22 protein-coding genes and 1 pseudogene are annotated in these 24,865 nt (G+C 66.9%); 6 read left to right on the top strand and 17 right to left on the bottom strand.

The genetic code is table 11. The features are described from left to right. Positions 1-5: 5 nt before the first annotated feature. A complete protein-coding gene (locus tag H143_RS0102625; RefSeq protein ID WP_019936670.1) occupies positions 6-1,409 on the top strand; it encodes a DHA2 family efflux MFS transporter permease subunit in 1,404 nt (467 codons plus the stop codon). On the opposite strand, the gene H143_RS0102620 is transcribed toward H143_RS0102625, so the two are convergent. Continuing rightward, positions 1,410-2,576, bottom strand: a complete 1,167-nt coding sequence (locus H143_RS0102620; protein ID WP_019936669.1) for an acyl-CoA dehydrogenase family protein — start codon at positions 2,574-2,576, stop codon at positions 1,410-1,412. It abuts the gene before it with no gap. 58 nt (positions 2,577-2,634) lie between these two features. Between H143_RS0102620 and H143_RS0102615 the strand changes: the two genes are divergently transcribed. The 3 genes from H143_RS0102615 to H143_RS0102605 are packed head-to-tail and all read left to right on the top strand — an operon-like array spanning position 2,635 to position 5,482. Next, on the top strand, positions 2,635-3,468 hold the full coding sequence (locus H143_RS0102615; RefSeq protein ID WP_019936668.1) for a MaoC family dehydratase N-terminal domain-containing protein: 834 nt from the start codon (positions 2,635-2,637) through the stop codon (positions 3,466-3,468). After that, positions 3,465-4,658 (top strand): CaiB/BaiF CoA-transferase family protein, encoded by a 1,194-nt coding sequence (locus H143_RS0102610; RefSeq protein ID WP_019936667.1) that lies wholly within the window; start codon positions 3,465-3,467, stop codon positions 4,656-4,658. Before H143_RS0102615 ends, H143_RS0102610 begins: the two co-directional genes overlap by 4 nt. Next, positions 4,658-5,482: a CoA ester lyase gene (locus H143_RS0102605; protein WP_019936666.1), complete on the top strand. Its 825-nt coding sequence runs from the start codon at positions 4,658-4,660 to the stop codon at positions 5,480-5,482. The genes H143_RS0102610 and H143_RS0102605 overlap by 1 nt, the downstream gene beginning before the upstream one ends. A gap of 11 nt (positions 5,483-5,493) precedes the next feature. Here the strand turns inward: H143_RS0102605 and H143_RS0102600 are convergent, their stop codons facing one another. From H143_RS0102600 to hda, 4 genes are all read right to left on the bottom strand, one after another. Beyond that, positions 5,494-6,003, bottom strand: a complete 510-nt coding sequence (locus H143_RS0102600) for a 2-amino-4-hydroxy-6-hydroxymethyldihydropteridine diphosphokinase (RefSeq protein ID WP_019936665.1) — start codon at positions 6,001-6,003, stop codon at positions 5,494-5,496. A 12-nt stretch (positions 6,004-6,015) separates the two neighbouring features. Continuing rightward, positions 6,016-7,404, bottom strand: coding sequence for a polynucleotide adenylyltransferase PcnB (gene pcnB / locus H143_RS0102595; protein WP_019936664.1), 1,389 nt, complete (start codon positions 7,402-7,404; stop codon positions 6,016-6,018). A 70-nt stretch (positions 7,405-7,474) separates the two neighbouring features. After that, entirely contained in the window at positions 7,475-8,176 is a 702-nt protein-coding gene (locus H143_RS0102590; protein ID WP_019936663.1) for an HAD family phosphatase, read from the bottom strand. Next, positions 8,173-8,874, bottom strand: a complete 702-nt coding sequence (gene hda, locus H143_RS0102585; RefSeq protein ID WP_019936662.1) for a DnaA regulatory inactivator Hda — start codon at positions 8,872-8,874, stop codon at positions 8,173-8,175. The genes H143_RS0102590 and hda overlap by 4 nt, the downstream gene beginning before the upstream one ends. 129 nt (positions 8,875-9,003) lie before the next feature. Here hda and purM point away from each other — a divergent pair, with 129 nt between their 5' ends. Further along, positions 9,004-10,053 carry a phosphoribosylformylglycinamidine cyclo-ligase gene (purM, locus tag H143_RS0102580; RefSeq protein WP_019936661.1) on the top strand — a complete coding sequence of 350 codons (1,050 nt, stop codon included), beginning with the start codon at positions 9,004-9,006 and terminating at the stop codon, positions 10,051-10,053. Positions 10,054-10,121: 68 nt separating this feature from the next. Continuing rightward, a pseudogene (locus H143_RS23100) lies at positions 10,122-10,247 on the top strand (YqaE/Pmp3 family membrane protein); the annotation flags it as partial. A gap of 201 nt (positions 10,248-10,448) precedes the next feature. On the opposite strand, the gene miaA reads toward H143_RS23100, so the two are convergent. The 12 genes from miaA to mutL form a co-directional block, all read right to left on the bottom strand. After that, positions 10,449-11,396, bottom strand: a complete 948-nt coding sequence (gene miaA, locus H143_RS0102570) for a tRNA (adenosine(37)-N6)-dimethylallyltransferase MiaA (protein ID WP_033365338.1) — start codon at positions 11,394-11,396, stop codon at positions 10,449-10,451. 97 nt (positions 11,397-11,493) lie between these two features. Then, positions 11,494-12,783: an aspartate aminotransferase family protein gene (locus tag H143_RS0102565; RefSeq protein ID WP_019936658.1), complete on the bottom strand. Its 1,290-nt coding sequence runs from the start codon at positions 12,781-12,783 to the stop codon at positions 11,494-11,496. After that, complete coding sequence (locus H143_RS0102560) at positions 12,780-13,886, bottom strand: phosphotransferase (protein ID WP_033365886.1); 1,107 nt, start codon at positions 13,884-13,886, stop codon at positions 12,780-12,782. Before H143_RS0102560 ends, H143_RS0102565 begins: the two co-directional genes overlap by 4 nt. Positions 13,887-13,908: 22 nt before the next feature. Beyond that, positions 13,909-14,937: a histone deacetylase family protein gene (locus tag H143_RS0102555; protein ID WP_019936656.1), complete on the bottom strand. Its 1,029-nt coding sequence runs from the start codon at positions 14,935-14,937 to the stop codon at positions 13,909-13,911. A 27-nt stretch (positions 14,938-14,964) separates the two neighbouring features. Continuing rightward, positions 14,965-15,669 carry a GntR family transcriptional regulator gene (locus H143_RS0102550; protein ID WP_019936655.1) on the bottom strand — a complete coding sequence of 235 codons (705 nt, stop codon included), beginning with the start codon at positions 15,667-15,669 and terminating at the stop codon, positions 14,965-14,967. 2 nt (positions 15,670-15,671) lie between these two features. Then, entirely contained in the window at positions 15,672-16,634 is a 963-nt protein-coding gene (locus tag H143_RS0102545) for a glyoxylate/hydroxypyruvate reductase A (RefSeq protein ID WP_019936654.1), read from the bottom strand. Then, on the bottom strand, positions 16,627-18,312 hold the full coding sequence (locus H143_RS0102540) for an ABC transporter ATP-binding protein (protein WP_019936653.1): 1,686 nt from the start codon (positions 18,310-18,312) through the stop codon (positions 16,627-16,629). Before H143_RS0102540 ends, H143_RS0102545 begins: the two co-directional genes overlap by 8 nt. Continuing rightward, positions 18,309-19,154, bottom strand: coding sequence for an ABC transporter permease (locus tag H143_RS0102535; protein WP_019936652.1), 846 nt, complete (start codon positions 19,152-19,154; stop codon positions 18,309-18,311). Before H143_RS0102535 ends, H143_RS0102540 begins: the two co-directional genes overlap by 4 nt. A gap of 31 nt (positions 19,155-19,185) precedes the next feature. Then, positions 19,186-20,160: an ABC transporter permease gene (locus H143_RS0102530; RefSeq protein WP_019936651.1), complete on the bottom strand. Its 975-nt coding sequence runs from the start codon at positions 20,158-20,160 to the stop codon at positions 19,186-19,188. Positions 20,161-20,219: 59 nt separating this feature from the next. Then, complete coding sequence (locus H143_RS0102525) at positions 20,220-21,788, bottom strand: ABC transporter substrate-binding protein (RefSeq protein ID WP_019936650.1); 1,569 nt, start codon at positions 21,786-21,788, stop codon at positions 20,220-20,222. Positions 21,789-21,896: 108 nt separating this feature from the next. Next, positions 21,897-22,685, bottom strand: coding sequence for a class II aldolase/adducin family protein (locus H143_RS0102520; RefSeq protein WP_019936649.1), 789 nt, complete (start codon positions 22,683-22,685; stop codon positions 21,897-21,899). A gap of 140 nt (positions 22,686-22,825) precedes the next feature. Continuing rightward, positions 22,826-24,742 (bottom strand): DNA mismatch repair endonuclease MutL, encoded by a 1,917-nt coding sequence (mutL, locus tag H143_RS0102515; RefSeq protein WP_019936648.1) that lies wholly within the window; start codon positions 24,740-24,742, stop codon positions 22,826-22,828. Positions 24,743-24,865: the final 123 nt, after the last annotated feature.

Genomic DNA, 24,865 nt, shown 5'->3' with positions numbered 1-24,865 from the left:
CAGGCATGGGTGATGTCCGGGTGCGCTCGCGCGCAAGCTTCGCATCGGAAGGGCGGGACGCCCAGGCGTGGAAGATCACGGTCGTTGCAATGTTCGGCGCGCTGCTCGCACAACTGGATGCGACGATCGTCAACGTATCGCTGTCCAGCCTGGCTGCGGATTTGCACGCGCCGCTTTCGACGATTCAATGGGTCACCAGCGGGTATCTGCTCGCACTCGCATTCGCCTTGCCCTTGAACGGCTGGCTGATCGAGCGCGTTGGCGCCAAGGCGCTTTATCTTTGGTGTTTTTCGATCTTCACGATCAGCTCGGCGCTTTGCGGGCTGGCCTGGTCGGCGAGTTCGCTCATCGGTTTTCGCCTCGTGCAGGGAGCCAGTGGCGGATTGCTGGCGCCGATGGCGCAGATGATGATCAAGCGGGCGACAGGTCCGCATTTCACGCGTGTCGCGGGCTACGCCGCGCTTCCGGTGCTGCTCGGCCCGCTGCTGGGTCCGGTCATCGCCGGCGCCATATTGCACTACACGACATGGCGCGGGTTGTTCCTGGTGAATATTCCGTTCGGCGTGCTTGCCTTCGTGCTTGCGGTGCGTTTCCTGCCCGATGACGAGCAAGACTATGTCTCGCGCAAGCTCGATTGGATGGGTCTTTTCCTACTTTCGCCCGGGCTGATGCTCATCCTGTTCGGTGCGGGAAATTTCACCCGGCCAGCGGGCCTTGCCGCCACTGCGGCGGGGGCGTTCTCGCTCGCCGCCTTCCTGTATGTGGAAAAGAGCAAGGGCGCCGAAGCGTTGATCGACCTGGGCCTGCTCCGGCGGCGGGCGTTTTCAGCCGCCGCGCTTACCCAGTTCTTCTGCAACGGCGTCCTGTTCGCCGGCCAGATGCTTATCCCCTTGTTCCTGGTCCAGGCCTGCGGCCAGTCTCCGGCGGCGATGGGCTGGATGCTTGCGCCGATGGGATTGGGCATGATGGTCGCCATGCCATCGCTAGGCTTTCTCACCGGGCGTTTCGGCGACAGCCGGGTGGCCAAAGCGGGCGCGCTCTTTTCGCTCGTCTCAACCTTGGCCCTGGTCGGTCAGGCCGCGCAGGGCCTGGATCAGGCCGTCATGGCCGGCATCCTGTTCGTCCGCGGCCTGGGCCTGGGGGCGGTAGGACTGCCCGCCATTTCCCTGGCTTATGCGTCCGTCGAAAAAAACGCCCTGCCCATGGCCACCACCACGCTCAATATCGTGCAGCGAGTCGGCGGTCCCATTCTGACGACATTCTGCGCGCTGTTTCTCTCCTGGGCCTTGCAGGAGCATGTGAGTCGCTTCGGCCTGAATGCATGGGCCTGGGCGTTTCTGGCGCTTGCCGCGCTGCACCTGATCATGGCATTCGCAACCATGACGCTGCCGCTTGCGCGCCAGGCATAATCAGAAAGAGCGGGGCAGTCCCAGCACGTGCTCGGCGACGTAGGACAGAATCAGGTTGGTGGAGATGGGGGCGACCTGGTAGAGGCGGGTTTCGCGGAATTTGCGCTCGATGTCGTATTCGTGGGCGAAGCCGAAGCCGCCGTGAAACTGCAGGCAGGCATTGGCCGCTTCCCAGGACGCGTCGGCGGCCAGCAGCTTGGCCATATTGGCCTGCGTGCCGCAAGGCAGGCCCGAGTCGAAGCGGCGCGTGGCCTGGTAGCGCATGAGGCTGGCTGCTTCCACATTGATGAAGGCGCGGGCGATGGGAAACTGCACGCCCTGGTTCTGGCCGATGGGCCGGCCGAAGACGATGCGCTCTTTGACGTAGGCCGAGACCTTGTCGACGAACCAGTAGCCGTCGCCGATGCATTCGGCCGCGATCAGGGCGCGCTCGGCGTTCAGGCCGTCCAGGATGTACTTGAAGCCGCGGCCTTCTTCGCCGATGAGGTTTTCGGCGGGGATTTCCAGGTTGTCGAAAAACAGTTCGTTGGTTTCGTGGTTGACCATATTGGCGATGGGGCGCACCTGCATGCCGTGGCCGATGGCCTGGTGCAGGTCGACCAGGAAGATGGACATGCCCTCGGACTTGCGCTGGACCTGTTCGATGGGGGTGGTGCGCGCCAGCAGGATCATCAGGTCCGAGTGCTGCACGCGCGAGATCCACACCTTCTGGCCGTTGACGAGGTAGCGGTCGCCTTTTTTGACGGCGGTGGTCTTGATTTTGGTGGTATCGGTGCCGGTGGTCGGCTCGGTCACACCCATGGACTGCAGGCGCAGCTCGCCGCTGGCGATGCGTGGCAGGTATTTTTGCTTTTGCTCGGCCGAGCCGTGGCGCAGCAGCGTGCCCATGTTGTACATCTGGCCGTGGCAGGCGCCCGAGTTGCCGCCGGCGCGGTTGATTTCTTCCATGATGACCGAGGCCTCGGTCAGGCCCAGGCCCGAGCCGCCGTATTCCTGCGGGATCAGCGCGGCCAGCCAGCCGGCCCGGGTCAGCGCATCGACGAATTCCTCGGGATAGCCCTGCGCGGCATCGATCTTGCGGAAGTACTCGGCGGGAAATTGCGCGCACAAGCCGCGCACTGCCTGCCGGATGTCTTGATAGTCGTAATCGCTGGCGGAATCTGTCATGGCGGCGGGAGGCGAGTGAAATGGAATAATGGTGGAGCGAGACGATAGGAGACGCGCAATGAACCAACCTGCATCGGCCGTCTGGATAGGCCACAGTGAAATCATGCCCGATAGCCTGGACGCGACAGCAGTGGGGCGTGTGACCGCCACGCTGGGCGGTCCGGTGCTCAAGGCGGGCGATCCGCTGCCGCCTCTGTGGCAATGGGCTTTCTTTATCTCGGCGACGTCCATGGACAGTGTAGGTCCGGACGGCCTTCCGGTACGCAGCGGCTTTCTGCCGTCCGCGGGCAACGATCGCAATCGCATGTGGGCCGGCGGCCGAGTCGAATTCAATACGCCCTTGCGGGTGGGCGTTCCCGCCGAGCGTCGCTCCACCGTGATCGATGTCAAGGAAAAGGCCGGCCGCACCGGCTCGCTGATATTCTTGACTGCTCGTCACGAATATTGGCAGGACGGAGCCATCGCGATCTCGGAAGAGCGGGATATTGTCTACCGCCAGCCGTCACCGCCCAAACTGGAGGGAACCGAGCCGGCTCCGGCCGCGGCGTGGCGCGAGACCATGCATCCCACGCCGGTGCTGCTGTTCCGCTACTCGGCGGTGACCTTTAACGATCATCGCATCCATTACGACCACCCCTATGTGACGCAGCAGGAAGGCTATCCCGGCTTGGTCGTGCACGGCCCGATCATTGCCACGATGATGGTGGCGGCCTTCCAGCACGCCCATCCCGACGGCACGCTTTTGAGTTTGTCCTACCGCGGCCTGCGCCCGCTGATCGCGCCCAAGCCCTTTGACGTCGCCGGTCGCGTGATCGCACCCGGCGTGGCCCAATTGTGGGCCGAGCAGGACGGCACGCTGGCCCACCAAGCCCAATTGAGGTTCGCTTCATGAACAACGCAGCCCCTCGGCCGCTGGACGGCATCACCGTCGTCAGTTTCGAGCACGCCATCGCCGCGCCCTTTTGCACCCGCCAATTGGCGGACATGGGTGCGCGCGTCATCAAGGTCGAGCGCCCCGGCGCAGGGGATTTCGCCCGCAACTACGACGAACGGGTGCGTGGGCTGTCCTCGCATTTCGTCTGGACCAACCGCTCCAAGGAAAGCCTGACGCTGGACCTGAAGCACCCGGCGGCGCAAGACGTATTGCAGCGCCTGCTGACGCAGGCCGACGTGCTGGTGCAGAACCTCGCGCCCGGCGCCGCAGCCCGCCAGGGCCTGTCCTTCGACGCGCTGCACGCCGCGCATCCGCGGCTTATTGTGTGCGACATCTCGGGTTACGGCGAGGGCGGCCCGTACCAGGACAAGAAGGCCTACGACCTGCTCATTCAAAGCGAGAGCGGCTTTGTGTCGGTCACCGGTTCGGCCGAGGAGCCGGCCAAGGCGGGCTGTTCGATCTCGGACATCGCAGCGGCCATGTATGCCTACTCGGGCATCCTGAACGCGCTTTTGCTGCGTGGCAAGACCGGCCTAGGCAGCCGCATCGACGTGTCCATGCTCGAGAGCATGGTCGAGTGGATGGGCTTTCCCATGTACTACGCCTTCGACGGCGCGCCGCCGCCGCTGCGCGCCGGCGCGGCCCACGCCACTATCTATCCCTACGGCCCTTTCCCCGTGGGCGGGGGCAAGACCATCATGCTGGGCTTGCAGAACGAGCGCGAATGGCAGGTCTTCTGCGACAAGATTCTGGGCAATCCCGAGTTGGCGGGCGACGGGCGATTTTCTTCGAATTCGCGCCGCACGGCCAATCGCGAGGCCTTGCGTGCCATTATCGTCGAGACTTTCGCGCACATGAGCCTGGGCGAGGTGATCGACAAGCTGGAAGCCGCGCAGATCGCCAACGCCAGCGTCAACGACATGGCCGGCGTGTGGGCCCATCCGCAATTGCGCGCACGCGAGCGCTGGCGCGGCGTCGACAGCGCCAAGGGCACGTTGCCCGCGCTGCTGCCGCCGGCCTCGAGCAACGCATTCGAGCCGCGCATGGACGCAATCCCGGACATAGGCCAGCACACCGATGCGGTGCTGGCCTCGTTGGGTTTCGACGCGGGGCAAGTGTCCAGGCTGCATGCCCAGGGAGCCGTGTGATGGCGCAGGCTATTGTGCGCTCTGCTTTGTTCGTGCCGGCTTCGCGGGCCGAACGCATACCCAAGGCCCTGGCCAGCGGCGCGGACGCCGTCATCGTCGATCTCGAGGATGCGGTGGAACCCGCGGCCAAGCCCGCTGCGCGGCAGGCGCTGGCTGAATTCCTGAATGGGTGCCCGGATGCGCGCGTGTGGGTGCGCGTGAACGACGCCACGACGCCCTGGCACGAGGATGATCTGGCCGCGCTGCGGGGCAAGCCGGGCGTGGCCGCCGTCATGCTGCCCAAGGCCGAATCCGCGGCGCAGGTGGCGCACGCGGGCCAGGGCAGGCCGGTGGTACCCATCGTCGAGACCGCGCGCGGCCTGGTGCGGGTGGCCGAGGTGGCCGCGGCACCGGGCGTGGACAGGCTGGCTTTCGGTAGCCTGGACTACGGTGTGGACCTGTCGTTCACGCCCGCCACCGCGGCCGCCGACGTGCTGCTGGGCCAGGCGCGCGGCCTGGTATTGCTGCACAGCCGCGCCGCAGGCCTGGCTGCGCCGATGGACGGCGTGTATCCCGACATCGAAGACACCGAGGGGTTGAGCGCAGCGGCCGAGCGCGCCAGTCACATGGGTTTTTCGGGCATGCTGTGCATCCATCCCTCGCAGATCGAGACGGTGCACGCCGCCTTCATGCCCGCGCAAGCCGACATCGACTGGTCGCGGCGGGTGTTGACGGCGCAGCGCGAGAGCGGCGCCGGCGCTTTCCGCCTGGAAGGCAGAATGGTCGACGCGCCGGTCTTGGCGCGCGCCCGGCAGGTGCTGGCGCGCGCGGGCATTACGGCCTGAGTCGAGAGCGCCTAGGCAAATCCCGCGGGCAGGCGTTCGATTGCTTGATCCGCGATGCCCGCGATCAGCGCGTCCAGCGATCCTCGCGGCAGCGCAGCCGACGGCGCCAGATCCCGCAAAGGCCGCAGCACGAAGGCGCGTTCATGCATGCGCGGGTGCGGCAGGATCAGACGCTGCGTGCTCATCGACACTTCGCCGTATAGCAGCAAGTCCAGGTCCAGGGTGCGCGGCGCATTGCGGTAAGGGCGCTTGCGGCCGTGCTTCTGCTCTATTGCCTGCAGCCTATCGAGCAGTTGCAGGGGGGCCAGCGTCGTATCAAGCGACGCCACGGCATTGACGAAATCGGGCCCCGACGCATCGACCGGCGCGCTGCGGTAAAAGGGCGAGGCCGTGCAGGCTTGCACGTCGGGCAGGGCGCTAATCTCTTGCAGGGCGGCGCGTAGCGTCGCGCCGCTGTCTCCCAGATTCGAACCCAGGCCGATGTAGGCCCGAATGCTTGCAGGGGGCGCCGCGGCAGGCATGGCAGGTGTGTGTCAGCCCAAGGATTCGGGCGCGGCGTCGCCGCCGGCTTGCCCATCCACCGCCGGCTTGCGGCGCGGACGGCGGCGGCGCTTGCGCACCGGCGCCTCGCTGGCCGCCTCGCGCGGCAGGCGCGTGGTTTCCTCGATCATCTCGGCGCGGGTTTCGTCGTTGGCGTTGGCCAGGTCCATCCACCATTGCGCCAGCACGCTGTCGAATTCGCCGGCCGCGGCGCGCAGCTGCAGGAAGTCGCAGGCGGCGCGAAAGCGCGGCTGCTCGATCATGCGGTGGGTGGTCTTGCCCTGGCGGCGCTCGAAGCGCGGCTGCATGAACCAGATTTCGCGCATGTCGGAAGAGAAGCGGCGCTGGATGGCGAGCTTTTCGGTCTGCTCGTCGAGCACCGAGTCGGCCGCTTCGCTCAAGGCCGGAATGGTGTGCCCGCCCTGCGCCATGATCTGCTTCCAGCGCGCGTCCACCTGCGGCCACAGCAGCGCGGCAAACAGGAAGCTGGGGCTGATGCCGCGGCCCGACCGCACACGCGCATCGGTACGCTCCAGCGCTTCCTCGATGAAGCGGCGCCCGCCCGGCTGCTCCAGCACGATGTCCAACAGGGGCAGCATGCCGTGGTGCAAGCCCGCTTCGCGCAGCTGCTTGAGGCAGTCGATGGCGTGGCCGCAGGTCAGCAGCTTGAGCATTTCGTCGAACAGGCGCGAAGCCGGTACGTTTTCGATCAGCTCGGCCAGGGCGCTGATGGGTTTGCGCGAGCCCGGTTCTATCGTTCCGTTGAGCTTGGCGGCAAAGCGCACCGCGCGCAGCATGCGCACCGGGTCTTCGCGATAGCGCTGTTCCGGATTGCCGATCATGCGGATCTGGCGTTTCTTCAGGTCCTGCACGCCATTGTGGTAGTCCACGACTTGCTCGGTGTGGGGATCGTAGTAGAGCGCATTGATGGTTAAGTCGCGCCGCGCCGCGTCCTGCTCCTGCGTGCCGAACACGTTGTCGCTGAGGATGCGGCCGTGCTCATCGGTCTTCTGCTCGCCGTTGGCCGGAGCGCGGTAGGTCGAGGTCTCGATGATTTCCTGGCCGAAGACCACATGCACCAGCTGGAAGCGCCGACCGATGATGCGGGCCCGGCGGAACAGGGCGCGTACTTGCTCGGGCGTGGCGTTGGTCGCCACGTCGAAGTCCTTGGGTTCCAAGCCCAGGATCAGGTCGCGCACCGCGCCGCCCACGACATAGGCCTCGTAGCCTTGCTGTCGCAGCACTTCGCAGACTTTCACGGCATGGCGCGATACATTGCGCCGGTCTATGCCGTGCTGATCGCGGTCGATGCGCTGCGGGCCGGCGCTGGCGGACGGGGTGAAGAGGCGGCCGACGAATTTCTTGATGGTGGAAGTGATCATTTCAGTCTCCGCTCGGCCGCCCGAAGGAGGCTGAAGCTCCTTTGGGGGGCAGCGAGCGTGGGGGTCGTCATTACGACTTGGCGTCCTGGACGTGGTCGAACAGGTCGAGCACTTGCCAGCCTTGCTTCTGCGCGATGGCGCGCAGAGAGGGGCTGGGGTTGGCGGCGATGGGCCGGGTGACTTGCTCCAGCAGGGGCACGTCGTTGGTGGAATCGCTGTAGAAGAACGAGGTGCTGAAATCCGACATGGACATGCCCATGTCGGCCAGCCATTGCTTGACGCGCGTCACCTTGCCCTCCTTGAAGCTGGGCGTGCCGGCGATGCGGCCAGTGTAGCGGCCATTCGCATATTCGGGTTCGGTGCCGATCAGATGGGGTATGCCGAAGGCGCGCGCGATGGGCGCGGTGACAAAGGTGTTGGTGGCCGTAACGACCGCGCACAGGTCGCCGGCTTCCAGGTGTTCGCGCACCAGGTCGATGGCCCTGGTCTGGATGGCCGGACGGATCACTTCGCGCATGTATTGTTCGTGCCACAGCGCCAGTTCGTGGGGCGCGTGGGCCGCCAGGATGCCCAGCATGAATTGGGCTGCCTGCTCGGCCGTGAGTTCGCCGCGGTTGTATTGCGCCATCAGCTCGTCGTTGCGGCGCAGGGCCGCCTCGGGGTCGCCTATCCTGCCTGTGCGCGCCATGAATTCGGCCCACTGGTAGTCGCTATCCAGGGGCAGCAGCGTGTGGTCCAGGTCGAATAAGGCGAGGCGTCGGGCAGCGGTCATGGTGTGTGGGTTTCAGGGTCTGCAAGCATGGCGCGCAGCAGCGGCAAGGTGATGGCGCGCCGCTGCGCCAGGGAATAACGGTCCAGCGCGTCGAGCAGGGCGCTCAGCCTGCGGATGTCTCGCTCGTAGTGCGTCAGCATCCAGCTGAGCACTTCGGGCGCCAACTGCAGGCCGCGTTCGGACGCCTGGGCCGACAGGGCCGCCAGCTTGTCTGCGTCCGACAGCGGATCGAGCCGGAATACCAGCCCCCATCCCAGCCGGGTGCGCAGATCCTCGCGCAGCGGCATGGACAGGGGCGCGCGGTCTCCCGCGACAGCCAGGGCGAAGGCCCGGCCGGCAGCCGTGGATTCGCGCCAACGATTGTACAAGGCGAAGAGGGCTGCCTGTCGGGTCGGGTCCATGCGGTGCACATCGTCCACGGCAACCAGCACGGGCAGGTCGGCCTGCGGGTCGGCCTGGGCCAGGGCGAGGAAATCCTGGGCGTCCTGGTCCGCCCGCAGATAGGCGCCGCCGGGTCGGTCGGCCAGGCCGCGCAGCAGGTGGCTACGGCCGCAGCCCGCCGGACCCCAGAGATAAAGGGTCTGTCCCGCAGCCAGGCCGCGCGCGGCGGCCAGGGCCTCGCCATTGGGGCCGGCGATATAGTTGCCCAGGGTCGGGGCCGGGGCGGGTAGGACGTCTAACAGGAGTTGACGGCTCATTTGCGGGAATGCGGTGTTCAAAGAGGACAGCAGGGATCGGGCGGCGTTTCCAGTAATGCGGCTGGGCATCGTAAAATCCCGGTCTGCTGCCCAAATCCTTCAATTGTTACATAGGCCACGGTTTTTCTCATGACCAATTCCACTTCCGCCCCCCTGACCTACCGCGATGCCGGGGTCGACATCGATGCGGGCGACGCGCTGGTCGATCGCATCAAGCCGCTGGCCGCGCGCACGATGCGCGAGGGCGTGCTGGCCGGCATCGGCGGTTTCGGCGCCCTGTTCGAAGTGCCCAAGAAGTTCAGCGAGCCGGTGCTCGTGTCGGGCACCGACGGCGTAGGCACCAAGCTGCGCCTGGCTTTCGAGTGGAACCGCCACGACACGGTGGGCATCGACCTGGTGGCCATGAGCGTCAACGACATCCTGGTGCAGGGCGCCGAACCCCTCTTCTTTCTCGATTATTTTGCCTGCGGCAAGCTGTCCGTGGACACGGCCGCCGCAGTGGTGGGCGGCATCGCGCGCGGCTGCGAACTGGCCGGTTGCGCCTTGATCGGAGGCGAAACGGCCGAGATGCCCGGCATGTATCCGGACGGCGAATACGATCTGGCCGGCTTCGCGGTGGGTGCGGTCGACAAGCCGGCCATCATCGATGGCAAGTCCATCCAGGCCGGCGACGTCGTGCTGGGCCTGGCTTCCAGCGGTGCGCATTCCAACGGCTATTCCCTGGTGCGCAAGATCCTGGAGCGCGCGGGCGCGAAGCCCGAGCAGGATTTCCACGGCCAGAAGCTGGTCGACGTGGTGATGGCGCCCACGCGCATCTACGTCAAGCAGGTACTGGCCGCGCTGGCCAGGCATGGCGCCGCGATCAAGGGCCTGGCGCACATTACGGGCGGCGGCCTGCTCGACAACGTGCCCCGCATTCTGCAGCCAGGGCTGGCGGCCAGGCTGCATCGCGATGCCTGGCAGATGCCGCTATTGTTCCAGTGGCTGCAGCAGCAGGGCGGGGTGGCCGACGGCGAAATGCACCGGGTGTTCAACTGCGGCATCGGCATGGTGCTTGTGGTGCCGGCGGCGCAGGCGGACGCGGTCGCCGCGACGCTGCGCGAGCAGGGCGAGACGGTTTATGCCTTGGGCGAGATCGTCCCGCAGGCCGAGGGTATGGCGCAGACCATCGTGGTGTAAGGTTTGTTCGTGGCTAGGCCGCGCGCAAGGCATCTCTCATTTCAAGAAAGGGGATTCAAACCATGCGTCTGATTCTGCAAGTCAGCCTCATCGGCTGGATCCCCGCGGCGATAGGGTCCGTGTACGCGCTGAGCCAGTACAAGACCGATCAGAAAATCGCGAAGGCGCTGGGTTCCGGCGCGAAATCGATTTAACGCGGTTTGTCCAAAACAAAGAGCCTGTCCAACGAATCGGACGGGCTCTTTGTTTTTGTGCACTCAGCGAGCGCGGCATCATGCTCAGGGCTTGGGCCGCCTGCGCCGAACTCAGTCTATTGTCTTCCCGCCATTGTGCCAAGTTCCGCGTGTTTTCATCCGACGGCTCGTCAACGGCGACACGCCTGGCGCGCGCTGAAATCATCTCCGCAGCAACTCGGCCACGGTATCAACGACCTGATCCACCGCATCTCCAGCCATGCAGTCGATATGCATGCGATCCGGCTGCGCGCGCAGCCAGGTGATCTGGCGCTTGGCCAATTGCCGGGTCGCGGCGATGCCTTGTTCACGGGCTTGGTCCAGCGTGGTTTCGCCGTCCAGATGCGTCCATAGCTGGCGGTAGCCCACGCAGCGGATCGACGGCAGGCCGGGATGCAGATCGCCGCGCGCGCGCAAGGCTCGGACTTCGTCGAGAAAACCCGCCGCCAGCATGGCATCGAAGCGCTGGGCGATGCGGGCGTGCAGGGCCAGGCGATCGGCGGGTTCGAGGCTGACGGTGATATAGCGCCCGGCATCCTCGTTCCTGCCTATGCCGCTCAGCAGCTCCGACATGGGTTTGCCGCTCAGGATGCAGATTTCCAGCGCGCGCTGGATGCGTTGGCTGTCGTTGGGCGACAGGCGTGCGGCGGTAGCGGGATCGCGTTGGGCCAGTTGCGCATGCAGCGCGGGCCAGCCCTGTTCGCCGGCGTGCGCTTCGAGCTCTGCGCGCAAAGCCGGGTCGGCCTGAGGCAGATCGTCCAGGCCATCGCGCAGCACCTTGTAATAGAGCATCGTTCCGCCGGCCAACAGCGGCACGCGCGCGCGGGCGCGTATCTCCTCGATCAGGCGCAGGGCGTCTTCGCGGAACTGGGCGGCGGAATAGGATTCTGCCGGGTCGCGGATGTCGAGCAGGTGCTGGGGCACCAGAGCGCGCTCCTGCGCATTGGGTTTTGCGGTACCGACATCCATGCCGCGGTAGATGGTGGCCGAGTCGACGTTGATGATCTCCAGCGGCCAGCGCTGCGCCAGCGCAAGGCAGGCCGCGCTCTTGCCGGCGGCGGTCGGACCCGCCAGGCAGATCACGGGAAGGGCGCAAGAGGGATCGGACACGGGCTGCTTGGGTGAGAAAAGGACCGGGCCATTTTATCCGCGGCCTGTGCTCCGCTGCGCCGGGCGGGCGGAGCTGGCATGCCGTAGCCCGGTTTCCCTATTGCCCCAACGCCGCGAGTGCGCGGTCGATGCCCTCGGTCAGAAAATCCGCGTGCTCGGGCGCGAATACCAAGGGCGGGCGTATTTTCAGCGTGTCGGCGCGCGGCCCGGTGGCGCTCAGCAGTATGCCTTCCTCGTCGCGCAGCCGGTTGACCAGCGTCGCGGCAAACTGCGTGGCCGAGGCAGCCTGCTCGCCCGGAGCGGCGAGCTCCAGGCCGATGAACAAGCCGGCGCCGCGCACCTGCGCGATACAGGGGTGCCGCTGCTGCAGGGCGGCCAGTCGTTCGCGCAGATAAGCGCCCGTCGCAAGCGCGTTGGCCTGCAGCTTTTCCTCCTGCAGCACGTCCAGCACCGCGGCGGCGGCGGCCATCGACACCGGATTGCCGCCGAAGGTGTTGAAATACCGGCATTCACGCGCGAATGCCGCAAGCACTTCGGGGCGCACCGCCAGTCCGGCGACCGGATGGCCGTTGCCCATGGGCTTGCCCAGCGTGACGATGTCCGGCGCTGCGCCATGGCGCAGGCAGCCCCAGAAGGCTTCGCCGGTGCGGCCGAAACCGGGCTGCACTTCGTCGGCGATATATACCCCGCCCGCTGCCTGGACCGCGGCGACGGCCTGGTCCAGGAAGCCCGCGGGGTGGGTGTAGATGCCGTCGCTGGAGAAGATGGTGTCCACGAGTAGCGCGGCCACGCCCAGGCCGCCGGCCTGCAGATCGGCGATGGCCGCGCGTACGCCCTCGACGAAAGCGGCGCCGGCCTGCTGCGCGTTCAGTCCGCGCGCGCGCGGAGCCGGTACCTTGCGCACCGCGTGGCCCAGCTTGACGTAGGCGCCCAGCGAAGGGGATGCCTCGGCCAGCGCGGCCGTCACGCCGTGATAGGCGTGGTCCGTGATGATGACGCCCTGCGCCTGGGTGTGGATGCGTGCGATGCGCAGCGCCAGGTCGTTGGCTTCGCTGCCTGTGCAGGTGAACATGGCGTGTTCCAGGCCGCAGGGCATGGTCGCCAGCAGGCGCTCGGCATAATCGAGCACGCCCGCGTGCAGATAGCGCGTGTGCGTGTTGAGGACGCCTGCCTGCCGGGCGATGGCCTGGGCGATGCGCGGATGCGCGTGGCCGACGCAGGCCACGTTGTTGTAGGCGTCCAGGTAGCGGCGTCCGCCGGCATCGTATAGCCAGACGCCTTCGCCGCGCACCAGGTGCAGCGGGCGCTCGTAGAACAGGCGGTAGGCCGGACCCAGCAGGCGCGCGCGGCGTTCGAGAAGTTCGGCGTCGGATGGCGTGTGGCTCATGGCGCGCGAGGGCGGTCCAAAACGTTGTTGGCGCAGGGGCAGGCCGCGCGCAGCGCGTCGCGGGCCCAGGTCTGGTCGATGTCGCGGCAGGCGGCCAATCTGGTCCAGGACACCGCGTTGTTGCGCAGTACGTATTCGGCGTTGGAGGGATCGCGCGCGGCGCGCCAGCCTCCTACGCAGACGATCATGGCCAGACGCGCGCGTATCAGGTCGAGCAGCAGGTCCAGCTCTTCGGGACGCAGCGGATGGACCGCGTGATAGGCCGCGGCAAAGGCTGCGATGGCCTGCAGCGTGTCGCCTTCGGCATCGATGTGATAGGAGGCCGCGACCGCGACGTCCTGTATGGTGGGTCCTTGCACCATATCGCCGAAATCCAGGATGCCGCGGACCGTGTCGGGTTCGTCCGGATCGACCAGCAGGTTGAAGGGATTGAAATCGTTATGGATGGCCTGGCGCCGCAGAGCGGGCAGCCTGGGTTTGACGCAATGGGCGAAGCGGTCAAGCGCGTGCCCGGCCAGGGCCTGGCGCTGGGCCGTGCCCAGCAGGTCGGTGAGGCTGCGTACGCCCTCGGTATGCTGGATGTCCCAGGGTAGCCGGTGCGCGCTTGCCGCGTGCGTCGGCAGGCCCGCCAGCGCCATGTCCAGTCTGGCCAGGACCTGCGCGATGGCGGCCGCCTGGCGCGGCGAGCGCGGCGCCTTGGGCATGGGCAGGCCCTCTAGATAGCTCAAGAGCCGCACCACGCGCGGCGCGCCGCCGATCCGCGGCAGCGCCGAGTGGCCGCCGGCCAGGGTGGGATGCAGGCGCTGCACCGGCAGGTCGGGCGCATGGCGCCGCAGGTGCAGCAGCGCCTGGGTCTGCAGGTCGGCAACCTGCGCGGCCTCGACCGGATGCGAAATTTTCAATACCCAGCGCTGCGCCGCGGCCGACGCGGGCGTGACCAGGAAGTTGGCATCGCGGTCCCCGCTCAATGCCTGGAGGCTGCCTTGCAGGCCGTAGAGCGAGCGCAGCAGGGCGGCCGCCTGGCCGGCATCGACGGGCGCCGGCGGCGCGCTCAGCACGGCCGCCTCGGGCAGCGCATCGAAAGCGGTTGCGGGGCCGGTCATGGTCTGCGCCGATTCCATGGCATTACGCGGCCTGGCTGTAGCCCTGCAGCGCGCTCGCCAGATTGCGCGGCAGGTCGTCGCAGAGATAGCCGCCTTCCTGCACCAGCACCGTCGGCAGGCCGAGCCGGGCGATGGCCGCGCCGATCCGCGCGAAGCCCTCGGTGCTTACGGCAAGGGCGCGGTAGGGATCGCGTTCGTGCGCGTCCAGTCCCAGCGCGACGACCAGCGCGCCGGGGTGGTAGTCGCGCACGCGCCCGCAGGCCTGCTCCAGGACCTGCATATAGGCATCGTCGCCGGTGCCGCGCGCCAGCGGGTAGTTGATGTTGTAGCCCAGGCCTTCGCCTTCGCCGCGTTCGTGCCCGTGTCCGGTGAAGAACGGCGTGCAGAAATGCGGGTCGCCGTGCAGCGATACCGTCAACACGTCGCTGCGGCGCCAGAAAATGCCTTGCGTGCCGTTGCCGTGGTGTACGTCCACGTCGAGGATGGCGACGCGGTCGTGTGCGCGCCGCAGGTACTGCGCGGCGATCGCGGCGTTGTTCAGATAGGTAAAGCCGTTGGCGCGGTCGGCGTAGGCGTGGTGGCCCGGCGGACGGCACAGGGCGTAGACGGCGCGTTCGCCGCCGAGCGCCAGGTCGGCCGCATGGGTGGCCGTGTGTGCGGACCATACCGCGGCTTCCCAGGTGTGCCGGCCGATCGCGCAGGCCATGTCGCCCATGTGATACCCGGCGCGGCCCACCAGGCTGTCCGGGTAGGTGAAAGGCTGGCCGGGAAAGGGATGCACATTGGGCATGACCTCCTCGGATGCATCATCGAGCTGTTGCCAGTTCTCCCAGACGGTCTCCAGGAAATGCAGGTATTCCGGCGTATGGATGGCGGCGCGCGGCGCGGCGCCGAAGTCCCGGGCCGCGACGATGTCGTGGCCTTGCGCGCGCGCGGCATCGAGCAGCAGCAGGGCGCGTTCGGGCTGCTCGTTGCTGCGCTTCATGCGGCCGCGGACGATGAAATTCTGGGGGTCGTGCCCCCGGTGCTTATCGCTGTAGACGACTTTCATGATGAACCTCGGCGTGTCCGTATCGACTCAGGCGGATTCGGGGGCGATGCGGCCGGCCTCGTCGACGCGCGCGCGCGTCTGGTCGTGCGCGGCCTCCAGATGAAAACGCAGCGCGGCCTGCGCCGCCTCGGCGTCGCGCCGGGCGAAGGCCTGCACGATGGGGCGGTGGGATTCGGCGACGAAATGCGGATCTTCGTAGCTGGGTTCGTTCAGTGACAGGAACATCCGTACCTCCGTCTGCATATTGCCGAAGAGGCGCTGCAGGTAGCGGTTGCCGGAGATTTCCGCGATGTAGGCATGAAAGCCCAGGTCCAGCGCGACACGCTCGGCGCGGCTCAGCCGCGAGCTTTGCTCGACCATGTGGTCGACCAGGAGCGCAAGCCGCGCGAGCTGCGCATCGCTGGCCTGCGCGCAGGCCAGTCGGGCACCCAGCAGTTCCAGGTCTATGCGCACCTGGTAAAGGTCGTCGGCCTCCTGTCCGGTCAGCGTCCTGACGAAAAAGCCGTGGCGTGGCCGTGCGGTCAGCAAGCCGGCGCTCTCCAGCCGGCGGGCCGCCTCGCGCACCGGCGCGCGGCTGATGCCCATGCGGCGCGCCAGCTCGGCCTCGACGATGCGTTCGCCGGGCGCGATCTGGCCGTTGAGTATGGCGGCCTGGATGCGCGCTTCGGCGATGGCTACCAGGTCGGGCGACTGGATCGAACTGAAGAGGTCGTCGTTGTCGGGGTGGTCCATGTTCAATATCCCCGCCCGCGGTCCACCGCGCCGGTAGGGGGGCGGCCGACCAGCAGGGCTTCGTGGTTCAGGCGGGTCTGCCGCGCTATGGTCGCCGCCGAGGTGCGCGTGGCGATGTGAGGCGTCACTGTGATGCGCGGATGCGTCCAGAAAGGATGGTCCGCCGGCAGGGGTTCGGTGGCGAAGGTGTCGAGTGTAGCCGCCCCTAGTTGACCGCTGTCCAGCGCCTGCAGCAGGTCGGACTCGACCAAGTGCACGCCTCGCCCGGCGTTGATCAGATGGGCGCCGCGCGGCAGCCTGCCGAACAGCCGGGCGTCGAGGATGCCGCGCGTTTGCTCGGTAAGCGGCAGCAGGCAGACCAGGGTGTCGCACTGCGCGAGAAAACCCTCGAGCTGGTCGTCGCCATGCCAGGACCGCACGCCTTCGGGCAAGTGCGTTTTGGGCGTGCGGCTCCAGCCCGACACGGCGTAGCCTATGGCCGCCAGTGCACGCGCGCAATGCAGGCCCAGCGTGCCCAGGCCGGCGATGCCCACGCGGTGCCGGCTGGCCTGGACGATGGCTTGCTCGTGCCAGACGCCGCGCCGCTGGTTGTCCAGATAGCCGGGGATATTGCATTGGCGTTGCGTCACGGCCCAGCAGACATAGGCCGCCATGCCGCTGGCCATTTCCGGGTCGACGATGCGGCACAGGGGCGCGTCGGGCAGATCGGGGTCGGATGTGATGTGATCGACGCCGGCCCCCAGCGATTGCACCATTCTGAGATTGGGCATGCGCTGCAGGAGTCCGTGCTGCGGCATCCAGCACACCGCGATGTCGATATCGTCGAGCGCGGCCAGGTCTGCCTCGGCCCGGCCAAGACCGCCCAAGACCAGCCGGGCGCCGGGAAACTCGGCGCGGAAGGCCTCCAGCAGGTAGTCGGTCCTGAACTGGCTGCTGATCAGCGCGATGGTGAGGGGTTCAGGCATGGCCGGCCTCCTCGCGGACGTCGCGAACGTCTTGGTGCGTCAGCCTGGGAATGGCGTCGATCAGGGATCGGGTGTAGGCGTGCCGCGGATCGCCCAGTACCTGGGCTGTCGGGCCGTATTCGACCACGCGGCCGCGCTGCATGACCGCGATGTGATCGCACATCTGTCCGGCCACGCGCAAGTCATGCGTGATGAACACCATGGACAGCTTGAACTCCTCGCGCACCTGGGCGAACAGCTCGAGCACCTGGGCCTGCACCGAGACGTCCAGCGCCGACACAGGCTCGTCGGCCACCAGCAGTTCCGGTTCCATCGCCAGGGCGCGGGCGATGCCGATGCGCTGGCGCTGGCCGCCGGAGAATTCGTGCGGATACCGCTCGGCCGCCTCCGCGCCCAGGCCGACCTGCACGAGCAGGCGCAGCGCACGGGCGCGCGCCTCCTGCGGTGCCATGCCCTGCGCGATCGGTCCGGCCGCGATGGCGGCGCCGATGCGATGGCGCGGGTTGAGCGAAGCGTAAGGATCCTGGAACACCATCTGGATCTTGCCGCGCGCCATGGCGCGAAAGCGCGGACCCGGGAGCATGGACTGTCCCTGGAACAGGATGCGGCCGTTGTCGTAGGGCGTGAGGCCGACGAGGCAGCGGCCGACCGTCGATTTGCCCGAGCCCGACTCGCCCACCAAGCCCAGCGTCTCGCCGCGGCGCAGGTCGATGTCGACGTTGTCGGCCGCGAGCACCCGGCGGCCCTTGCGGAACAATCCGCCGCCGGAGGTATAGGTTTTGTTCAGGGCCTGTACCTGCAGAGCGCGGTGGGATTCGCGCTGCGCGGGCGGCTGGCGCAGGTCGTCCGAAGGAATGGCGGCCAGCAGCCTGCGGGTATAGGCATGCCGCGGCTGGCGCAATACTTGCGCGGCCGGCCCGGCCTCGACCTTGCTGCCCATTTGCATCACCAGCACCTGATCGGCGATCTCGGACACCACGCCAAAATCGTGGGTGATGAACAGCACGGCTGTGCCGTGGCGACGCTGCAGGTCGCGGATCAGCTTGAGGATCTGAGCCTGGGTGGTCACGTCCAGCGCGGTGGTGGGCTCGTCGGCGATCAGCAGGCGCGGCTCCAGCAGCAGGGCACAGGCGATCATCACGCGCTGGCGCTGCCCGCCCGAGAGCCGAAACGGATAGCTGTCGATCAACTGCCGCGGATCGGGCAGGCCCACATCGACCAGGGCCTGGACGATGCGCCGGCGCTTCTCGGCGGCCGGCAGCGCCAGGTGCGCGTCGAATACTTCGGCCAATTGGGCGCCGATGCGCATGACCGGATTGAGCGCGGTCATGGGTTCCTGGAAGATCATGCCGATGCGGCGCCCGCGCAGTGCGCGCATGGCTTCCTCATCGAACCGGAGCAGATCCTGCCCGTCGAACAGGATCTCGCCGGCCACGGGCGCCACGGCCGGCCGGGGCAGCAGTCCCATCACGGCGTTGGCGATCATGGACTTGCCGGAGCCCGATTCGCCCACGATGCACAACGTGCTGCCCGGATGCAGGCCGAAGCTGACCGAGTCCACGGCCAGCGGCCGGTCGCCGCCGTCGGGCAGTTTGATGCTCAGGCCTCGGACATCGAGCACGGGGGCCTGCCCGGCCGTCTGGTCCTGCATGGGCCGGTCGATAGCGCGCGTATTCATCGTCCACGTCCTCCGGCGCGGGTATTGAGCCCGTCGTTCAGTCCCTCGCCCACCAGGTTCAGCGCCAGCACGGTAAGCACGATGGCCAGGCCCGGAAAGGCCGCCATCCACCAGGCTTCGCGCAGCACGGTGCGGGCCGCGCCTATCATGTAGCCCCAACTCATCAGATTGGGGTCGCCCAGGCCCATGAAGCTGAGCGAGGATTCCAGCAGGATGGCGGTGGCGATCATGAGCGAGGCCATCACCACGATGGGCGACAGCGCGTTGGGCAGGATCTGCGTGAGGATGACTCGCGGGGTCGATTCGCCGGCCAGCAGCGCGGCCGAGACGAAATCGCGTTGGCGCAGCGTGAGGAACTCGCCGCGCACCAGGCGTGCCACCGGCGGCCAAGAGACCACCGCGATGGACGCGATGATGGAGTAGATGGTTGGCTGGAAGATGGCCACCAGCACGATGGCCAGCGCAAAGCTGGGCACAGCCTGAAAGAGCTCGGTAAAGCGCATCAGAAACGCATCGATCCCGTTGCCGAAATAGCCCGCGATCGCGCCCAGGCTTACGCCGATCAGTAGCGAGACCGCGGTGGAGACGACGCCGATCAGCAGCGAAATGCGGGCGCCGTAGACCACGCCGGCGAACACATCGCGTCCCATCACGTCGGTGCCCATATACAGGTGCGGCTCTCCCATGGGCGGTATGAATGGCGAGGAGACCATGTCCCAGGGATTGTCGGCGGTGAGCAAGGGGCCGAAAACGGCCACCAGCGCGATCAGAACGAGAAAGGCCAGTCCCAGCGTCGCCCCCCGGTTGCGGCGGAATCGCCGCCAAAAGCTAGTCTGTTTCATGACGGATCCTGGATTGCGGTTGGCGCGGGCGCTACGACAGTTCGATGCGCGGGTCCACGAGCGTGTAGAGAAGGTCGGTGACGAGATTCAGGATCACGGCCATGGCCGAGGCCACCAGAAAGCAGCCCAGCAGCACGGTGTAATCGCGCTCGAGCAGCGCATCGAACATCAGCCGGCCTATGCCGGGCCAGGCGAACACGGTCTCGGTCAGGACCGCCCCGCCTATCATGCCGCCGGCCTGGATGCCCGCCAGCGTGACCACGGGCAGCAAGGCATTGCGCAGGATGTGCGCGCGTTCGATGCGCAGCGGGCGCAGGCCCTTGGCGCGCGCCGTTTTGACGAAGTCCATCTGCGCCACTTCCTGCATCGAGGCGCGCGTCATGCGGGCATAGACGGCCATGTAAAAGAGCGCCAGCGTGAGCGAAGGCAGCACCAGATGCTGGAGGATGTCCCAGGCCCGTGCCAGGCCGGAAAGGTTGGCGCCCACCGTGAAATAGCCGAAGCCCGGCAGCCAGTTCAATTTGATCGAAAACAGCAGCACGGCCATCATCGCCAGCCAATACAGCGGCGTGGCATAGAACACCAGGCCCACCACGCTGATGGCGCTGTCGACCCAGGTGCCGACCTTGCGGCTGGACCAGGCGCCCAGCGCGACGCCGAAAATCAGCGACAGGATGAAGGCGCTGCCGGTCAGGAGCAGCGTGGCGGGCAGCCGCTGCATGATCAGGTTCACCACCGGCAGCTGCTGGCGGTAGGAATAGCCCAGGTCGAGATGGACGATGTGCTTGAGGTAGATGACCAGTTGCGTGCCCAGGGGCAGATCCAGGCCGAAGTGATGCCTGAGCTGGGCGACGAATTGGGGATCGGCGTTGCCGGCTTCGCCGGCCATTACCGAGGCGGGGTCGCCCGGCGCTGCGTGCACCAGCAGGAAATTGACCGTGGCAATGGCCAGGATCGCCACGATGCCCTGCGCCAGGCGCGTGAGCATGAACTGAAGCCGCTTCATCGATGCACTCGGGATCCGGAGGGTTGGAACAAAGGCCGCCGCGCCGCGGCGGCCTGGACTCAGGATGAGAGCTTGGCGTAGCCGAAGCTGTCGTCCAGGCCGATGGCGGAACTGATCAGGTTCTGGACCTTGGTGCGGTACAGAGTCGGGAAATTGATCTCGTGCAGCCAGGCCACCGGCACATCGTCGACCAGGATTTGCTGCACCTGGTCGTAGATCGCCTTGCGCTTGTCGTCGTCCAGCTCTCGCACCGCCGCCATGAACAGGGCGTCGATCTTGGGGTTGACGTAACCTTCGGCGTTGTTGAAGGGCGAGCCCTTGGCGATGTTGGTCGAGACGTAGTTGCGTGCCACCCCCAAGGCCGGGTCGCCGTACTGATACACGTAGTTGAAGGCCATGTCGAAATCCCACTGGCTCAGGCGCTGGTTCCAGCCGGCCACGTCGGTGTTCATCATGTCCACCTTGATGCCTGCCTGTGTCAGGTTCTGACGCACGATCTCGGCCTGGCGCTGCCAGCTTTCGCCGTAGGGCAGCGGCAGCAGGCGTAGCGTCTGGCCGGCGTAGCCGCCTTCTTTGAGCAATTGCTTGGCCTTGGCGATGTCGTGGGGGTACTTGGCGACCTTGTCGCTGTGGTATTTGATGTGGCTGTTGAAAGGGCCGGTGGCCGGCGTCGCATAGCCGTGCCAGGCGATCTTGGTCATGGCTTCGTGGTCGATCGCGGTCATGATCGCCTGGCGCACCTTGACGTTGTCCAGCGGCTTGGCCCGGTTGTTCAGGCACAGCCAGGAAAGCGGCGCGAAGAATTCCCAGCCCTGGGTGGTGACGGCTGCGCCGGGCAGCTTGGCCAGGCGTTCCACGTCGAAGTATTCGACCGCGCCGCCGGGAACCACGTCGATCTTGCCCGACTCGAAGGCCGCCGCGCGCGAAGCCGCATCGGGTATCACTTGGAAATAGATGTCGGCGATGCTGGGCACGCCGGGTATGTGGTAGTCGGCGTTGGCGGTGATCTGGATGTACGAACCCTTGACCCATTGCTTGAACTTGTACGGACCCGTGCCGATCGGGGTGTTGTTGGCCGGGTTGTTCAGGAAGTCGGTGTTTTCGTAGATGTGCTTGGGCACCATGGGCATGGTGCCGGTCTCGAAGATGCCCAGAAACGGGTCGAAGGGGTATTTCAGCTTGAACTCCACGGTCAGCGGGTCCAGGGCCTTGATGGTGTCGACGGCGGCCAGGTCGTAGCGGGTGCGCGGATTGGTCTTGGGCAGGAAGGTGGCGGCGGTGAACACCACGTCGTCGGCCGAGAAGGGCTTGCCGTCATGCCATTTGACGCCGGGCTTGAGCGTGAAGGTATAGGTCAGCTTGTCGGGGCTGACGGTCCACCCGGTGGCCAGGTGCGGGTGCGGCACCAGATTTTCGTCGTAGCGCAGCAGGCCCTCGTAGAGGTTGCCGGCGATCATCTGGGTGGGGCCGTTCTGCACGATGCCCATCATCAGGCCGGGCGGTTCGGGCTGCACGATGACGTTGAGCGTTCCGCCAGCACGGTTCTGGGCCAGGGTGCTCAAGGGAACTCCGGCAATGCTCAGACCCAGGCCGGCGGTTCCCATCTGGATGAATTGGCGACGTTTCATTGCTTGAAGCTCCTTGTTCGGGGCAAATGACGACAACACAAAGACCAGCGCGGTCGTGCGTGGCACGGGCCGCGATCGGAGAAAACCAAAAGGGAGAGGCTTGCGGCCTCAGTCCCGGTAGGACGACACGGCCGGTTCCAGTCGCTGTCGCAGGGCCTGCCATTCGCGTTGATAGGGATCGCTGCCGGTGGGCTGGCCCTGCGTGTCCCAGGCTTCGTACTGGCGGGCGGTCAATTCGCAGACCTCGCGGGGCAGGGGATGGACGGCCTGACCGCTGGCCTGGATGGCCATCTGCACGCGGCAGGCGCGCTCCAGGTTCAGCATGAGAATGAGCGCCTCGGCCACCGAACCGCCGCAGGTCAGCAAGCCGTGATTGCGCAGAATCATGGCCTTGGCCGTGGGGCCGAGGTCAGCCGTCAGGCGTTCGCGCTCGCCGTGATCGAGGGCGATGCCTTCGTACTCGTGGTAGGCGACCCGGTCGTGGAACTGCAGCGCCCATTGGTTGCAGGGCTGCAGGCCGCACTCGAGCGAGGCCACCGCGACGCCGGCCACGGTGTGGGTGTGCAGCACGCACTCGGCGTCGTGCCGCGCCATATGCACGGCGCTGTGGATGGTGAAGCCGGCCGGGTTCACCGAGTATTCGGTCGGCTCGACGATGCGGCCTTCGGTGTCGATTTTCACCAGCGACGAGGCGGTGATGTTCTGGAACAGCATGCCGAAGGGGTTGATCAGGAATTGGTCGTGCGTGCCCGGCACGCGTGCCGAGATATGCGTGTAGATACTGTCGTCCAGCCCGAAAAGGGCTATCAGGCGGTATGCGGCGGCGAGATCTTCGCGCACGCGGCGTTCCGCGCCGGGCGGGACGCAGGCAGAGGGCTTGAGTGCATGTAGCGCCACGCGGACATCTCCTGGCAGTTGGGACTTTGTGTTCCGGCAAGGCAACGCGGATTGCGCGGCCTTCCTGTCAACTGTCGACAGCTGTAGCTAGGCTATTGCTGCACTGCAAGGATGTAAATCAGGGTAAGCCCAGGGCGCGCCTATTGTCCGCGCATGAAGAGTTTGTCCAGGTCGCCCACGCTCCACTGCATCCAGGTGGGCCGGCCGTGATTGCATTGGTCGGCGCGCTCCGTAGCTTCCATCTGGCGCAGCAGGGCGTTCATCTCGTCCAGGGTGAGCCTGCGGTTGGCGCGCACCGAACCGTGGCAGGCCATGGTGGCAAGCAGTTCGTTGCGTTGTTCGGTGAGCAGCCGCGAGACGCCCACGGCGGCCAGGTCGCGCAGCACGGCGCGAGCCAGAGTTTCGATGTCGCCGCGCGCCAGCATGGCCGGCACGCAGCGTACGGCGATGGACGCCGGGCCGGCAGGCCGCATTTCGAAACCGAGTCCGGCAAGCTGGTCCTGGTTTTCCTCGACCAGGGCCACGTCTTTCTCGGTGGCGTGAAAAACAACGGGCACCAGCAGGTCCTGGCGCGGCAGGCTGCGCGCGTCCAGCTCGCGCTTGAGCTGTTCGTAGACCACGCGCTCGTGGGCAGCGTGCATGTCGACCAGCACCAGGCCGCGCGCGTTCTGCGCCAGGATGTAGATGCCGTGCAACTGCGCCAGGGCCATGCCCAGCGGCAGCTCGCCTTCGGGTAGGGCCGCTCTAGGTAGGGCCGCTCCAGGCAGGGGTTGCCGCGGTGCCTCGTGCGGGGCGGGGGCGGGTGCATAACCGGGCGGCAAAGCCGCGCCGTCTGTCGCGGCGGGGGCGGTATCGCCCAGCGGACGATAAAGCGCCTGCCAGTCGCGCACGGGCACCCCGGCCGGCTCCTGCAGGCGAAAGGGTACCTGCGTGTACGGGCGCGGAGCCGGCGCAGCCGATGCATAGTGCGCCTGGCCGAACGCCTGGGCGCCCAGGCCGGCGTGGGCATCAGGCACAGGCGCGGCATCCGGAGAGGCTGCCGCTTCGATCGCCGAACCCGTCTGAGTCCCGCCGGTCTGTGCCAAAACCTGCCCCACGATCTGGCCGACGAAGCGGTGCACCGCGCCGCTGTCGCGAAAGCGCACTTCGTGCTTGGCGGGATGCACGTTCACGTCCACCGCGGCGGGGTCGATGTCCAGGTACAGCACGTAGGCGGGCTGGCGCTCGCCGTGCAGCACGTCGGCATAAGCCGTGCGCAGCGCGTGGCTGACGGTGCGGTCGCGCACGTAACGGCCGTTCACGTACAGGTATTGCCGATCGGCGCGCGCCCGCGAGGCGGTGGGGCGCGACACCATGCCGGCCAGGGCGACCGCGCCGGCAGCCTGCCGCAGCGGCAGTGCCTGGCTGGTGAAGTCCTCGCCCAGTACGTCGCGTATGCGCTGGCCGGGATCGGCGGGCAGCCACTGTCGCTGGGGACGTTCATTGTGAAAGAGGCGGAAGGCGATTCCTGGATGGGCCAGGGCGATACGCTCGAGAATGTCCAGGCAGTGGCCGAACTCGGTGGCCTCGGAGCGCAGAAACTTGCGGCGCGCCGGGACCGCGTCGAACAGCTGGCGCACGTCGACCGTCGTGCCGGCCGGGCCGGATGCGGGGCAGGCCTGCGCGCTGCCGGCTTCGATCTGCCAGGCATGGTCGGCCGCGCGCGTGCGCGAGATCAGAGTCAGGCGCGCCACCGAGGCGATGGAGGCCAGCGCCTCGCCGCGAAACCCCATGGAGGCGACCGATTCCAGTTCGGCCAAGTCGCGAATCTTGCTGGTCGCATGGCGCATCAGCGCCAAAGGCAGCTCATCGGGCGGGATGCCGCCACCGTCGTCGGAGACGGCGATGCGTTTGATGCCGCCGCCCTCGAGGCGCACCTCGATGGCGCGCGCCCCGGCGTCCACGGCGTTTTCCAGCAGTTCCTTGAGCACCGAGGCCGGCCGTTCAATGACTTCGCCCGCGGCGATCTGGCTGATCAGCAGGTCGGGTAGGGCGGCAATGGGACGGCGGTCGGACATGGGGATGCGCTTAGGGTTGATGCGGTCATTTTATCCGCAGGGTGGCGCCAAACCCACAGAACCAAGGTGTTCGTTCGAATCTTAAGGTATAGTCCATAACCTTTTGTTTTTGCAAGATATTGC

It is taken from the genome of Bordetella sp. FB-8 (genome assembly GCF_000382185.1).
Taxonomy (GTDB): Bacteria; Pseudomonadota; Gammaproteobacteria; order Burkholderiales; family Burkholderiaceae_B; genus Bordetella.
The sequence above is the reverse complement of the archived record's forward strand: the minus strand, read 5'-3'. Positions and strand labels throughout refer to the sequence as shown.